The 14850-nt window shown below is 72.4% G+C and carries 9 protein-coding genes; 3 read left to right on the top strand and 6 right to left on the bottom strand.

Annotation, left to right across the window (positions count from 1 at the left end):
• Positions 1–10: 10 nt before the first annotated feature.
• The 5 genes from ACZ6EG_RS03695 to proB form a co-directional block, all read right to left on the bottom strand.
• The gene (locus tag ACZ6EG_RS03695) at positions 11–1081 is read right to left on the bottom strand and encodes an SCO2583 family membrane protein (RefSeq protein ID WP_391967979.1); all 1071 of its coding nucleotides are present in this window, start codon (positions 1079–1081) and stop codon (positions 11–13) included.
• An 86-nt stretch (positions 1082–1167) separates the two neighbouring features.
• On the bottom strand, positions 1168–1737 hold the full coding sequence (locus ACZ6EG_RS03700) for an SCO2584 family spore wall biosynthesis protein (RefSeq protein ID WP_391967980.1): 570 nt from the start codon (positions 1735–1737) through the stop codon (positions 1168–1170).
• Between the two features lie 169 nt (positions 1738–1906).
• Entirely contained in the window at positions 1907–3193 is a 1287-nt protein-coding gene (locus tag ACZ6EG_RS03705; protein ID WP_391967981.1) for a glutamate-5-semialdehyde dehydrogenase, read from the bottom strand.
• Positions 3194–3265: 72 nt separating this feature from the next.
• The gene (locus ACZ6EG_RS03710) at positions 3266–3811 is read right to left on the bottom strand and encodes a hypothetical protein (RefSeq protein ID WP_356603344.1); all 546 of its coding nucleotides are present in this window, start codon (positions 3809–3811) and stop codon (positions 3266–3268) included.
• Between the two features lie 135 nt (positions 3812–3946).
• Positions 3947–5074 carry a glutamate 5-kinase gene (proB, locus tag ACZ6EG_RS03715; RefSeq protein ID WP_391967982.1) on the bottom strand — a complete coding sequence of 376 codons (1128 nt, stop codon included), beginning with the start codon at positions 5072–5074 and terminating at the stop codon, positions 3947–3949.
• A gap of 186 nt (positions 5075–5260) precedes the next feature.
• Here proB and ACZ6EG_RS03720 point away from each other — a divergent pair, with 186 nt between their 5' ends.
• The gene (locus ACZ6EG_RS03720) at positions 5261–7450 is read left to right on the top strand and encodes a hypothetical protein (protein WP_469601211.1); all 2190 of its coding nucleotides are present in this window, start codon (positions 5261–5263) and stop codon (positions 7448–7450) included.
• A 183-nt stretch (positions 7451–7633) separates the two neighbouring features.
• Here ACZ6EG_RS03720 and galE read toward each other — a convergent pair whose 3' ends face one another.
• Positions 7634–8605 (bottom strand): UDP-glucose 4-epimerase GalE, encoded by a 972-nt coding sequence (gene galE, locus ACZ6EG_RS03725; protein WP_469601213.1) that lies wholly within the window; start codon positions 8603–8605, stop codon positions 7634–7636.
• A 350-nt stretch (positions 8606–8955) separates the two neighbouring features.
• Between galE and ACZ6EG_RS03730 the strand changes: the two genes are divergently transcribed.
• Both ACZ6EG_RS03730 and ACZ6EG_RS03735 read left to right on the top strand, forming a co-directional pair.
• Positions 8956–11187, top strand: coding sequence for a bifunctional glycosyltransferase/CDP-glycerol:glycerophosphate glycerophosphotransferase (locus ACZ6EG_RS03730; protein ID WP_391967985.1), 2232 nt, complete (start codon positions 8956–8958; stop codon positions 11185–11187).
• Between the two features lie 23 nt (positions 11188–11210).
• Positions 11211–14774, top strand: a complete 3564-nt coding sequence (locus ACZ6EG_RS03735; RefSeq protein WP_391967986.1) for a bifunctional glycosyltransferase/CDP-glycerol:glycerophosphate glycerophosphotransferase — start codon at positions 11211–11213, stop codon at positions 14772–14774.
• Positions 14775–14850: the final 76 nt, after the last annotated feature.

A 14850-nucleotide genomic window follows, 5' to 3' on the forward strand; every position in this document is an offset into this window, starting at 1 on the left:
TTCCGGCCCCTCAGACCTTCGGCTGCGCGCCGGCCGCGAGGGTGCCGCACAGGGCCGTGGCGTTGTCGGTGGTGTAGGGATCGGTGCCCGCCGGGGCGCTGGTCCTGACGCTCTGGCCGGCGAGCAGCGGCCGGAGGTGGTTCGCCGAGTCCTCGGCGCAGGACAGCGGGCCGGCCTGGACGTAGGAGGCGACGAGCTGCGTCTGGTGCAGGCGCAGGTCCTCCCGGTCGAAGCGGAACTGCAGCTCGCGCCGGACGGTGAACAGCGACGCCTCGGCCCGGTCGTCGCCGGCGGGCCGCAGGGGGTAGACCATCGTGTGGTCGGCGGTGACCTCCAGCGTGGACGCCTCCGTCTCCGCGATCCGCATGCTGCCCTTCACCCTGATCTCGGCGTCGGTGAGCCGGGCGCGCCCCGGGTCGAAGCGCACCAGCCAGCCGGTGGGCGCGTGCCGGCCGTCCGCGGCGGGCCGCTCGAAGCTCTCGTCGAACTGGTCGAGCTGGGCCGGGTCCAGCAGCACCCGCACGGAACGGACCTCCCCGCGAGCGAGCACGTCCGGGTCGAGCGCCGAGCGGACGATGTAGTTCTTGGCGGTGGTCAGAGCGTTGAGCACCTGGTCGTCCGAGAAGTGCGCGGTGCGCCGGGCGCCGGGCAGCGGGACGCCCTCGGCGGCGGACCGGAAGTGCGCGGCGGGGCTGTGCTCGTACAGGTGGACGGGGTCCCGCGCGCCCGGCACCGGTCCCTGGGGGGCGAGCGGGACGACGGTCATCCGCACCGGCTCGGTGGACCGCTGGTCGCCGGGGCTCTGGTAGGGGTGCCGTACGCCCATGTAGAGGGCGGTGCCGAAGGCCACGGCGATCAGCACGACGAGGATCAGCGCCTGCCGGGAGAGGCCGGCCCGGCGCAGCGGCGTACGGCGGCGCACGGCGGGCGTGTGGTCGGCGATGCGCTCCTGCGCGGAGAACTCCTGGAGGCGGGCAGCGCGGACGAACGACTCGTCGAAGACGACGGATCGGTACTCGTCCTCTCCGCCTCCGGGGGAGCCCTCGGGCGTCCCTCCGGGCGGGTCGCCAAGCCCTGCCATACCTTCAGGGTGGGTCGCCGGGACGCCCGGTAAACGCGTCGGCACGGGTCAAGACGGGACAGGTTCCCCGTCCCCCGGGCGGTGGGTCAGGGGCTGCGCGGAATGACCGAGACGGCCGGCTGCGAGTAGTCGGCGGAGGCCGAGGGCGTCGCGGTGCCGCCCTGCTCGGGGCCGGTGGAGGCGGGTGGGGGCACCTGCTGCGTGCCGCCCCCGGAGGACGCGCCCCGGTAGACGGCCGCGAAGGCCAGCGCGACCATGCCGACCCCCATCACCAGGGCGAGCATCCAGGCCACCGGCCGGTGCCAGCGGACCTGCTTCCCGGAGGCGGGAGGAGCGCCGTAGGGGCGGTCGAGGAGGTCCCGGTCGTCGTCCGGGTCGTCGAGGTCGGGGTCGTGGCCGAAATCGCCGTACCCGTCGTCGTAGCGTTCGGCTCTGCTGCGGCCGCGGCGGGCCGCCTCCGCCTCGGTGGCCTCGGCCCGGGCCTCGGCGGCGGCCAGGAGGCGTTCGACGGCGGTCGGCTCGTGCACCACGGCCGCCCGTACGAAGTCCTCGTCGAAGACCACGGAGGCGAACTCTTCGTCCGACACCCCGCGGTCGTGATCGTCGTCGGGCTCCCAGCCGTCAGGGAACGGCCTACCCCCCACGTCCTCCGGCACGGGACCAGAGTAGACCGGGGGGGTCGTTTTGGGCAGACCGCGGGGAAATTCATCCGGTGGGTGAGATGCCCCGATCGGGGCAAGGACGTCACCGACGGCGTGCGCCGGTCATCCGTGCCCCGGCGTGCGCCTCGGCGCGGCAGCCCCCGTCGCTGGGGCGGGGGCCCGCTCAGCGCCGTACGTGCCCGTCACCGGTGACGATGTACTTGGTGCTGGTCAGTTCCGGCAGCCCCATCGGCCCCCGCGCGTGCAGCTTCTGCGTGGAGATGCCGATCTCGGCCCCGAAGCCGAACTGGCCGCCGTCGGTGAAGCGGGTGGAGGTGTTCACCGCGACGGTGGTGGAATCGACCAGCTGGGTGAAGCGGCGGGCTGCCTGCTGGGAGGTCGTCACGATGGCCTCGGTGTGACCGGAGGTCCACAGCCGGATGTGCTCCACGGCCCGGTCGAGGGAGTCGACGACCGCCGCGGCGATGTCGTACGACAGGTACTCCGTCTCCCAGTCCTCCGGCGTGGCCTCCACGACGGTCGCCTTGGAGTCCTTGGCGTGGGCCAGCACGCGTTCGTCGGCGTGCACGGTGACGCCGGCCTCGGCGAGGGCGTCCAGCGCGCGGGGGAGGAAGTCGGCGGCGATGTCCTGGTGGACCAGGAGGGTCTCGGCCGCGTTGCAGACGCCGACGCGCTGCGCCTTGGAGTTGATCAGGATGTCGACGGCCATGTCGAGGTCGGCCTGGGCGTCGACGTAGACGTGACAGTTGCCGGTGCCGGTCTCGATGACCGGGACGGTGGACTCCTGGACGACCGTGTTGATCAGCGAGGCGCCGCCGCGCGGGATGAGCACGTCGACCAGGCCGCGGGCCCGCATCAGCTCGCGCACGCTGTCACGGCTCTCGCCGGGCACGAGCTGCACGGCGTCGGCGGGCAGTCCGGCTCCGCCCACGGCGTCGCGGAGCACCCTCACGAGGGCCGTGTTGGACCGGTAGGCCGAGGAGGAGCCGCGCAGCAGGACGGCGTTGCCGGACTTCAGGCACAGGGCGGCGGCGTCGACCGTCACGTTGGGCCGGCCCTCGTAGATGATGCCGACCACGCCGAGCGGCACCCGGACCTGGCGCAGGTCGATGCCGTTGGGGAGGGTGGAGCCGCGCACGACCTCGCCGACCGGGTCGGGCAGCGCGGCGACGTCGCGCACGTCGGAGGCGATGGCGCGGACCCGCTCCGGGGTCAGGGTCAGCCGGTCGATGAGGGCCTCGCTGGTCCCGGCGGCGCGGGCCTTGGCCACGTCCTGGGCGTTGGCCTCGACGATCTCGCTCGTACGGACCTCCAGCGCGTCCGCGACGGCGAGCAGCGCGTCGTCCTTGGCGGCCCGCGGCAGCGGCGCGAGGTCGGCCGCGGCGGCCTTGGCCCGGTAGGCGGCCCGGGTGACCGGGGACATCGAGTCGTACGGCGAGAGCGTGGTCATGGGGGAAGCGTAGTGCGCCGGGCAGGGGCGTTCACCGGCTGTCCCAAACCCCGAGACATGCCCCGGACGGCGTCAAAAGGGGTGCACCCCGACCGGGGTGGCCGGGGCGGGTCCGTACCCGGCGGCGATGCGCTGGTGGTAGGTGGCCCGGTCGATGACCTCCAGGCCGACGATCTCCCAGGGCGGCAGTCCCGCGGTCTGCCGGTGCTCGCCCCACAGGCGCAGGGCGACCGCGGCCGCGTCGTGCAGGTCGCGGGCCTCCTCCCAGTACCGGATCTCCGCGTGGTCGTCGGCGTACCGGCTGGTCAGCAGGAAGGGGTGGTCGTGGGCGAGCTGCTCCAGGGCGCGGCGCACCTCGGTGAGCGGGGCGCGGGCGCCGGAGACGCTGAGGGTGACGTGCCACAGGCGCGGGGTGTGCTCGGGCTCCTCGCCCCGGTGCCGGTCGCCGGCCGCGACGCTGGTCAGCGGGCGCTCCTCGCCGGCCGCGCGGGGTCCGCCGCGGCTCCCGCGGGCGCCGGTGCCGCCGCGGGAGGCCGTGTTCCCACCGCGGGAGCCGGTGCCACCGCGGTACCCCGTACCACCGCGGGACGCCGCCGTCCCAGGGCGCACTCCGCTCACGACGGCCTCCTTCACGCACACCGCTCGGCCCGGTAGTCGGCCGGGCTTGTCCCTGAGGAAAGTTGAGCAGGCCGGGCAGGATCGCGGGGCGGTTTTGCGGAACGTCCACCGTCGATTCGGGGACGTTTCGACCCATTACGGATGCAGGATCACCAGGTCGTCCCTGTGTACGACCTCACGTTCGTACGCCGGACCGAGTTCGCGCGCCAGTTCGCGGGTGGAGCGGCCGATCAGGCGGGGCATCTCCCTGGCGTCGAAGTTGACGAGCCCGCGGGCCACCGCGTGCCCCGCGTCGTCGCGCAGCTCGACGGGGTCCCCGGCGGTGAACTCGCCCTCGACGGCGGCGATCCCGGCCGGCAGCAGCGACTTGCGGCCCTCGACGACCGCGCGCACCGCACCGTCGTCCAGGACGAGTGCCCCCTGCGGGGTGGAGGCGTGCTGGAGCCACAGCAGCCGGTCGGCGGAGCGCTTGCCGGTGGCGTGGAACCAGGTGCCGGTGTCACCGCCGACCAGGGCGTCGGCCGCGTGCACCGCGCTGGTCAGCACCACGGGGATGCCGGCGGCGGCGGCGATGCGGGCCGCCTCGACCTTGGTGACCATGCCGCCGGTGCCCACGCCGGCCTTGCCCGTGCTGCCGATCTCGACGTCCGCGAGGTCGGCCGGCGCGCGCACCTCGGCGATCCGCGCGGTGCCCGGCCTGCTCGGGTCGCCGTCGTACACGCCGTCCACGTCGGACAGCAGCACCAGCAGGTCGGCGCGGACCAGGTGGGCGACGAGGGCGGCGAGCCGGTCGTTGTCGCCGAAGCGGATCTCGTCGGTGGCGACGGTGTCGTTCTCGTTGACGATCGGGAAGGCGCCCATCGCCAGCAGTTTGTCGAGGGTGCGGGAGGCGTTGCGGTGGTGGGCGCGGCGGCTCATGTCGTCGCTGGTCAGCAACACCTGGCCGACGCGTACGCCGTAGCGGGCGAAGGAGGCGGTGTAGCGGGCGACCAGGAGTCCCTGGCCGACGCTGGCGGCGGCCTGCTGGCGGGCCAGGTCCCTCGGGCGGCGGCGCAGGCCCAGGGGGGCGAGGCCGGCGGCGATGGCGCCGGAGGAGACGAGGACGATCTCCCGGTCCCCTCCCCCGCGCACCTTGGCGAGGACGTCGACGAGCGCGTCGACCCGGTCGGCGTCCAGGCCGCCCGCCGCGGTGGTCAGCGAGGAGGAGCCGACCTTGACGACGATCCTGCGGGCCTCGCCCACGGCCTGCCTTGCCCCTGCCACGGCCCCGTCCGCCTCTCCCGTCGACGCGCGCCGATCCCTGCGCTCGCCAGGCAATCTACGCGAAGGGCGACGCGCGCCGCACCACGGTTCAGGCCGTGGACGCCCGGTGCGGGATCCGCCGCGTCGAGGGGGCGGTCAACACGCGCGTGTCGTCGGACGGCCACCGGGCGTTAACCCGGTCGTCCGATGTGCGACGAGCCTGGAGCGACCGCAGTGCCCCTATCCCTGCCCCGCCGCCGTCTCCCCCGCCCGCCCCGCGGCCCCCGCGTGCCCCGCGGTCTCCGCCTGGCCCGCGGCCTCCGCTTCGGCCTGCCCGGGCGGCGGACCGTGGTGAAGGGGCTCGTCCTGTGCGTGCCGGCGGCCGCCTTCGTGGCGCAGGCCGTGGGCGCGCTGCTGCCGCACGTGCCCCTGCTCCTCGCCGCGACCGTCGCTTCCCTGGCCGCCGAGGGCGTGCTGTACCGGTGGCAGCGGGGCATGGTGTCCCTGTTCGCCAAGTCGCACGCGGACGTCACGGTGCGGCACGTGCTGCGGGACCTGCTGCTCGTGGTGGGACTGCTGCGACTCGGCGAGCAGCACCGGGAGACGGTGTACGCCCCGCTGGTCGCCGGTCTGCTCGCCTTCTACGGGCTGCACTGGGCGATCCAGGCGGTGTCGGTCCTGGTCCGGCGCACCCGCACGCTGCCCGTGGTCACCCGGAACATCGACACCTCCGCGCTGCGCCTGACGCCGACTCCCCCGCTGCTGCTGCGCCGTCCCGGGCACCGCCTGGCGGCCTTCGGGCTGCCCGCGACGGCCGGGCTGCTCGCCACGACGGCCACCGATGCCCCGGTCTACGGCGCGGCCGGTCTCGCGCTGTCCCTGACGGCGGCGCTGGCGGGGCTGGGCGCGCTGCTGCTGCGGTTGCTGCCGGGGCGCCGGCCGGCGGGCGAGCAGGAGGTGCTCGACTGGTTCGAGGCGTGGCTCGCGGCGTACCGGCCCAGCGTCGGCCTGTACTTCTCGGGCGGGGCCTCCTCCGCGTACCAGGCGAACATGTGGCTGGAGCCGCTGGCCCGGCTGGACGGGCGTCCGCTGATCGTGCTGCGGGAACGGCACATGGTGCAGCGGATCGCGGCGACCGACATCCCGGTCGTGTGCCTGCCCCGGGTGTCCACGCTGATGCGCCTGGAGCACTCCACGCTCCGGGTCCTGCTGCACCCCTCCAACTCCGGGAAGACCTCGCAGGTCCTGCGCATCCCCACGATCAAGCACGCCTTCGTCAACCACGGGGAGAGCGACAAGCTGTCCTCGTGCAACCCGTACGCGAAGGCGTACGACGAGGTGTGGGTGGCCGGCCCGGCGGCGCGCGAGCGGTACGCGCTGGCGGAGGTCGGTGTGGAGGACAAGGACGTGGTGGAGATCGGCCGCCCGCAGCTGGACGCCGTGGCGCCGTACGCGGGGCCGCCCGCGCCCGGCGCGTACACGACGGTCCTGTACGCGCCGACCTGGGAGGGCTGGGACGGCAACCCCGGCAACACGTCGGTCGTCGAGGCCGGCGAGAACCTCGTACGGGCGCTGCTCGCGGACCCGGGGGTGCGACTGCTGTACAAGCCGCATCCGCTGACGGGGTCGGTCGATCCGCGGGCGCGCGCCGCCGATCTGCGCATCCGGGAGCTGGTGCGGGCGGCCGGCCGGGAGCGGGGCGGGCCCCGGCCGGACGCGTCGGCGGCGGCCGAGCTGACCCGGCGGACGGCGGAGCTGGACGGGCTCGTCGCGGCCGGCTTCCGGTCGGCCGCCGACCAGGCGGAGCGGATGCTGCGCGGGTCGGCGCCGGAGCCGGGGTGGGCGGGGGCGGTGGCGCGGGCGACGGCCGCCTGGGAGGAGGCCTACCGGGCCTCGCTGCCGGCGTGGGAGCACCAGGTCGTCACGGACGCCCGGCCGCCGCTGTACGTCTGCTTCAACCAGGCCGATCTGCTGATCAGCGACGTGTCCAGCGTGATCAGCGACTTCCTCGCGAGCGGCAAGCCGTACGCCGTGGCCAACACCAGCGGGCTGGCCGAGGACGTGTTCCGCAAGTCGTTCCCTACGGTGGCGGCGGCGACCGTGCTGGCACCGGACGCGTCCGGGGTGCCGGCGCTGCTGGAGGCGGTCCGGCATCCGGAGCTGGACGAACTGGCCGGGGCACGGGCCGAGTTGGCCCTGAGGCTGCTGGGGCCGGCCGAGCCGCCGCCCCAGGAGCGCTTCGCCGGGGCCGTACGGGCGCTGTGCGCGACGGCCGGGGAGCACCGGGCGCGGAGGGCGGAGCGGACGTCCGCGGAGCTGCCGCTCCCCGCCCCGCGGCGGCACGCCGGAGCCCTCTCCACGTCCGTCGCACCGGACCCGCGGGGCCGCCGCCCCTGACACCCGCCCGCGGACGGAGCCCTACGGCGACTTGCCCGCCCCGCGAACGGGGCGGGGCGAGTCGTCGTGCGTCATCGCGGCCGTCGCGGGTCACCGGACCCGGGGCCGCGCATCCGGGTGGGAGACGACCGGCCGACGTTCAGCACGCCGCCGGCAGGGTCCGGCGGCTGCCGTCGGCACACGTCAGCCGCGCCGGTGGCACCAGCCCTGCCAGGCCGAGTCGATCATGTCGTCCAGGCCGTGCCGCGCCGACCAGCCGAGTTCCGCGTGGGCACGGTCGGCGGAGGCGACGACGCGGGCCGGGTCGCCGGGGCGGCGTTCGGTCACCCGCGGGGCGAGGTCCTCCCGGCCGGTGACCTTGAGGATGCGGTCCACCATCTCCCGGACCGAACTGCCCTCGCCCCGGCCGATGTTCAGGACGAGCGAGGTGCCCTCCGGGGCGTCCCCGAGGCGCCGGGCCGCCGCCAGGTGGGCGGCGGCGATGTCCCGTACGTGGATGTAGTCCCGCACGCAGGTGCCGTCGGGCGTGGCGTAGTCGTCGCCGAAGACGCGCGGGGCCTCGCCCGCCTCCAGTCGCTCGAAGACCATGGGGATGAGGTTGAAGACGCCGGAGTCGGACAGCTCGGGGGCGGCGGCGCCCGCGACGTTGAAGTAGCGCAGCGACGCCGCGCGGATGCCGTGCGCCCGGGCGGCGGCGCCGATCAGCCACTCACCGATCAGTTTGGTCTCGCCGTAGGGGCTCATCGGCAGGCAGGGGGTGTCCTCCGTGACGAGGTCCACGTCGGGCATGCCGTAGACGGCGGCGGAGGAGGAGAAGACGAGGCGGTCGACGCCGGTCGACGTCATGGCCTCCAGGAGGGTCTGCAGACCCGTCACGTTCTCCCGGTAGTAGTGGAGCGGCCGCTCCACCGACTCACCCACCTGCTTCTTGGCCGCGATGTGCACCACGCCTGTCACAGCATGGTCACGAAACGCGCCTTCCAGGGCGGCGTGGTCGAGCACGCTGCCGACCACCAGCGGCACCCCTTCGGGCACCCGGTCCGCGCTGCCGGTGGACAGGTCGTCGTAGACGGCCACGCGTTCACCGCCGTCGACCAGAGCGCGCACCACATGCGCGCCGATGTACCCGGCGCCACCCGTGACCAGCCAGCTCATCCTCATGCCTCCCAGGTCTTCGTCCCTGGATGCAGACTCGTCCGTGCGCCTCCGAAAATCGAGTCGGGCACAAGGGACGGAAGCCGACGGAAGTCAATAAAGAGGACAGGGGGGCCGAATGTGAGGAAGTTCTCCAGCCGCTGTGAAGCGATCGTTTCCGGCGCCCGTCACCGGGCAATTCCCGTGGTGGCCGGGCACGGACTGTCCGACTACCGTGCCAGCGGAAACTTCGCGTGAATCCTTTACGCTGATGCGGCGGCGCGCTCCAGGCCCCAACGGCGCCGGGAACGTGTTCCGGCCCCGGCCCCGGCTCGCGGTCCCCTGGTCAGTTCTCGGAACAGGTTGTAAGGATGCCCAAACTCTCTCTCGTCGTCCCCGTGTACAAGGTGCAGGGCTATCTGCCCGAGTGCCTCGACTCCGTACTCGGACAGGACTGCACGGACTTCGAGATCATCGCGGTCGACGACTGTTCGCCGGACGAGTCTGGGGCCATTCTCGACGAGTACGCGAAACGCGACTCCCGGATTCATGTGATTCACCTCACGGAAAACGTGGGTCTGGGTCGCGCGCGCAACGCCGGGCTGGAAAAGGCCACGGGCGATTACGTGTTGTTCCTGGACAGTGACGACACGTTGTCCGACGGCGCGTTGTCGGCCATTCGCGACCGGCTCGAGGCCACGGACCATCCCGAGATCCTCGTCTTCGACTACACCCGCACCTACTGGGACGGCAGGGTGCGCCCGAACCTCCGGGCCGAGCTGCTCAAGGAGGAGGGACCGGACGTCTTCTCCCTCGCCGAGCGGCCCGAACTGCTCGACCTGCTCCAGATCGTCTGGAACAAGGCCTACCGGCGGGACTTCATCACCCGCACCGGGCTCACCTTCCCGCCCGGGTACTACGAGGACGCCCCCTGGACGTTCTGCTCGCTGATCAGCGCCGAGCGGATCGCCGTGCTGGACCGCGTCTGCGTGCGCTACCGGCAGCGCCGCGAGGGCGGCAACATCCTCAAGACGGTGAGCCGCAAGCACTTCGACGTCTTCGACCAGTACCGCCGCGTCTTCGACTTCCTCGACGCGCACGAGGAACTCGCCCGGTGGCGCGGCCCGTTGTTCCGCAAGATGGTCGACCACTACCTGACCGTCCTGGAGCGCCCGGGCCGCCTGCCGCAGAACGCGCGGGCCGAGTTCTTCCACCGTGCCGCCGCCGACTACCGCGCCCGGGTGCCCAAGGGCTTCACCCGGCCGGGCGGTGGCCGCGGCCACAAGTACGGGATGCTGGAGCGGGACGCGTACACCACCATGGTGAGCGCGCTCGCGGCGGTGAAGCTCCGCCAGCGGGTCAGGACCCGCACCCGCACCGCGCTCAACCGCTCCAAGCGCAGCGCGATGGGCGCCTTCTACCAGTCGCAGCTCAGACTGCCGCTGGACGAGAACCTGGTGCTGTTCTCCGCCTACTGGAGCCGCAGCGTCTCCTGCAACCCCGCCGCCATCGACGCCGAACTCGCCCGGCAGGCCCCGCACATGCGCCGCGTGTGGGCGGTCCGCGCGGAGAACGCGGCCCAGGTGCCCAAGGGCGTGCGGGTCGTGCGCGTGGGCTCGCGCGAGTACTGGGCGGCGCTCGCCCGCGCCAAGTACCTCGTGAACAACGTGAACTTCGCCGACTCCGTGGTCAAGCGCGAGGGCCAGATCCACGTGCAGACCCACCACGGCACCCCGCTGAAGACCATGGGCCTGGACCAGCAGAAGTACCCGGCCTCCACCGACATGGACTTCGAGAAGCTCCTGGAGCGGTGCGACCGCTGGGACTACAGCGTCAGCTCCAACCGGTTCTCCTCCGTGATCTGGGAGCGGGTCTACCCCTGCTCGTACACCACGCTGGAGACCGGCTACCCGCGCAACGACGTCCTGGTGAACGCCACGTCCGAGGACGTGCGCGCGGCACGCGCGGCGCTCGGGCTGGCCGACGGCTCCCGGGCCTTCCTGTACATGCCGACGCACCGCGAGTACCAGCCCGGCTTCACCCCGCCGCTGGACCTGGGCCGGTTCGCCGACGAACTGGGCCCGGACGTGACCCTGCTGGTGCGCGGTCACTACTTCTACGGCAACTCCCCGCACACCGCCGAGCTGCGCCGCACCGGCCGGATCGTCGACGTGTCCGGGCACGCCAAGGTGGAGGAGCTGTACCTCGCCGCGGACGCCCTGATCACGGACTACTCCTCGGCGATGTTCGACTACGCCGTGCTGGACCGCCCGATCATCAGCTACGTCCCCGACTGGGACGTCTACTCGGCCGTGCGCGGCACCTACTTCGACCTCCTCCAGGAACCGCCCGGCGCGGTGGCCACCTCGCAGACGGAGCTGCTGCGGCTGCTCGCCTCGGGTGACCACGACAGCCGGGAGACGACCGAGCGCCGGGACGCCTTCCGCCGGCGTTTCTGCGAATTCGACGACGGACACGCAGCCGAACGCGTCGTGCGACGCGTCTTCCTCGGTGACGAGACCACGCTGCCCTTCGTCCCGTTCGACGAACGCCCCCACGCCCCGACCCCCGCCCAGGCTCTCGAACTGGTCGAGCGGGCCTGACCCCGAAAGGAGATCACCAAGCCATGGCCCCTCGGCTCAGTGTCATCGTCCCCATCTACGACGTGGAGCGTTACCTCCCCGCCTGTCTGGACTCGCTCGCGGCACAGACCTTCCGTGACTTCGAGGTCCTGATGGTGGACGACGGTTCACCCGACGGCTCCGCCGCCATCGCCGAGGAGTACGCCTCCCGCGACCCCCGCTTCAAGCTCATACGCAAGGAGAACGGCGGCCTCGGCGCCGCCCGCAACACGGGCATGGCCCACCTTGCGCCCGAGTCCGAGTTCCTGACCTTCGTCGACAGCGACGACCTGATACCGCCGGACGCCTACCGGCTCATGGTCGGCAGCCTCGACGAGAGCGGCTCCGACTTCGCCACCGGCAACGTCTTCCACCTCAAGGGCGAGAAGTCCTGGCAGGTGCCGCTGATGCGGATGCTGGCCGGCGAGGCCCGGGTGGGCACCCACATATCGCGGTACGCCAAGCTGGTCGCCGACCGCATCGCCTGCAACAAGGTCTTCCGCCGCACCTTCTGGGAGAAGAACGGCTTCGCCTTCCCCGAGGGCCGGCTGTACGAGGACACCCCGGTCACCATGCGGGCCCACTACCTGGCCGAGAGCGTCGACGTCATCTCGGAGCCCTGCTACTACTGGCGCCTGCGCGAGGGCGAGTCCGCCCCGTCGATCACCCAGCGGCGCACCGACCCGGCGGGCGTGCGCGACCGGGTGACCTCCGTGATGGAGATCAGCGCCTTCCTCGCCGAGCAGCCCGGCGAGACCTACGCCCGCCTCAAGCGCGAGTACGACACCCGTGTCCTCCGCGACGACCTGCGGCTCTTCCTCAACGTGGTGCCGGACGGCGACGAGGAGTACCGGGCCGAGTTCCTGCGCTCGGCGAACCGCTTCCTCGACAGCATCGACCCCAAGCTCGTCATGGACCTCCCGGCCGAGCTGCGCGTGCAGTGGCTGCTGGTGCGCAAGCACCAGACGGAGGAGCTGATCGCCCTGCTGGCCGGCCAGCGCCGCCGGGAGACCCCCGAGGTCAGCGGCCTGGTCCGCAAGTACGCCTCCTGGCCCTCCCTAGAAGGTGCCGACCTGCACCTGCCCAAGGAGGCGCTCCGCATCGACCAGCACCTGAACATGCGGGCGCCGCTGCAGGAGGTGAGCTGGGTCGGCGGCAAACTCGTGCTGTCCGGCAACGCGTGGATCGACAAGATCGACCTGCCGACCCGCAAGGCCTCGGTCAAGGTCCTCCAGCTGCGCAAGGACCGCTCCCGCCGCCGCATCCTGCTGCCGGCCCGCAACCTGCCGCGCCCCGAGGTCACCACCGACTCCGGCCAGGACCGCTACAACTACGACTGGGCCGGCTGGGAGGTCACCATCGACCCCGCCCGGTTCCGCAAGGGCGGTGAGTGGCAGGAGGCCGTGTGGCACGTGGGCCTGGGCATCTTCGCCTCCGGTCTGGTGCGACGCCACGCGGTCCACTCCAGCGGCGGCGCGGCCTGCAACTTCCCGCCGTACCAGTGGCTGAGCCCGGACTTCCGGATGCTGCCCGCCGTGGAGCGCGGCGCGCTGAAGCTGCGGATCGAGAAGGTCCGCGCCCTGATCACCGGCCGCTCCCTGGAGGGTGACCTGATCAAGGTCACCGGTGAGATCCGCGAGCCCCTCGCGGCGGACGAGCAGGTGGTCCTGCGCGTCAAGAACCAGAAGGGCGCCGAGACCCTCGAGTACCCCGTCACCGTGGACCGCGCGGGCTCCGGGCAGGCCTTCTCGGTCGAGGTGCCGGTCGCGGACGTGGCGCTGGTCTTCCACGAGGGCGTCGACGAGAAGGCGCAGCCGGAGAAGCGGACCTGGTCCACGGTGCTGGTCGCGACCGGCCCGACGGGCACGGAGCGCCGCTTCGGCACCGTGATGCAGGAGGGTCTGGCCGACGCGGAGTTCGCGCTGCCGTCCTCCCTCGGCACCCAGTCGCACCTGGTGGAGCTGGCCGTGGTGGCGGGCCACACCGGGTTCCTGAAGTTCTCCGGCCGCACCCGCCGCGCGGTGATCGACACCGCCACGGTGCGCGACGGCAGGATCGCCCTCACCGGCCATGCCGACCCGCGGCTGTCCGGTTCCCGCTTCCTGCTCAAGCCGCGCAACCGCTACGAGGAGCGCTTCGTCGAGACCCGGTGGCTCGACGGCGGGCGCTTCGAGGTGTCCTTCGACCCCTCCCGCCTCGGCGGCGCGGGCGACGTCCCGCTGCGTGCAGGCCGCTGGAACCTCTTCCTGCGTCCCGACGAGGAGGGCGTGCCCGACGTGCCCTTCGTCACCGACCGGCTGGCCGCCGACTCGTTCCCGGTCCAGGCCGAACTCGGCGGCCGCCGCTACTGGCTGGAGAACCGCTGGGGCGACTTCCCGCAGCTCAACGCCCGCTCCGAGCTGAGCGACCTGGAGCGCGGCCCGTACCGCCAGAAGGAGCTGCGCCGGACGGTGTACGAGCCGCTGTTCCAGCAGCCGCTCAAGGACCAGGTCTTCTACCTGAGCTACAACGGCAAGCAGTTCTCCGACAGCCCGCGTGCGATGTACGAGGAGCTGGTGCGGCGCGGCGCGGACCTGAAGCACCTGTGGGCGGTCCGTGACGGCCAGGTCAACCTGCCGGACGGGATCGAGACGGTCCGGATGTGGGGCAAGGAGTGGTACGAGGCGCTGGCCTCCAGCCGCTACATCGTCACCAACGGCCATCTTCCCGACTGGATCGTGCGCCGCCCCGGCCAGTCGATCGTGCAGACCTGGCACGGAACGATGCTGAAGAAGATCGGGCACGACATCGACACGCTCCACTTCGACCGGCGCTACCAGGAGAAGCTGGCGCTGGAGGCCAAGCAGTGGAGCCTGCTGGTGTCCTCCAACCGCTTCAGCACGCCGATCCTGAAGCGGGCGTTCTCCTACGACGGTGAGATCCAGGAGGCGGGCTACCCCCGCAACGACTACCTGTACTCGCCCGACCGGGACGCGATCGCGGCGCGGGTGAAGGAGAGGCTCGGCCTTCCCGAGGGCAAGAAGGTCGTCCTGTACGCGCCGACCTGGCGTGACGACCAGTCGCACAGCGCCGGGCAGTACCTGTTCGACCTGCGCATCGACCTCGAGGACGCCCAGCGTCGCCTGGGCGACGACCACGTGCTGCTGATCCGCCGCCACTCCAACGTGGTGGACGCGGTACCGGGCGCGGGCAACGGCTTCGTGTGGGACGCCTCGGAGTACCCGGACATCGCCGACCTGTACCTCGCGGCGGACATCATGATCACGGACTACTCGTCGGTGATGTTCGACTACGCGCACCTCAAGCGGCCGATGCTGTTCTTCACGTACGACCTGGAGCACTACCGGGACACGCTGCGCGGGTTCTACTTCGACTTCGAGCAGGACTCCCCCGGCCCGCTGATCGACAACTCCAAGGAGCTGGTCGACGCGATCCGGGACATCGATCAGGTGCGGGTGGAGTACCAGGAGCGGTTCGACCGCTTCCACCACCTGTTCTGCGACCTGGACGACGGCAACGCGTCCGCGCGGGTCGTGGACCGGATGCTGGAGCAGGCCCGGGAGGGCTGACCCGCTGCGGTGAAGGCGAAAGGGGGCGGGCCCGGAGGAACATGTTCCTCCGGGCCCGCCCCCTTTCGCCTTCGGC

The sequence above is a fragment of the Streptomyces sp. NPDC041968 genome (assembly GCF_055589025.1).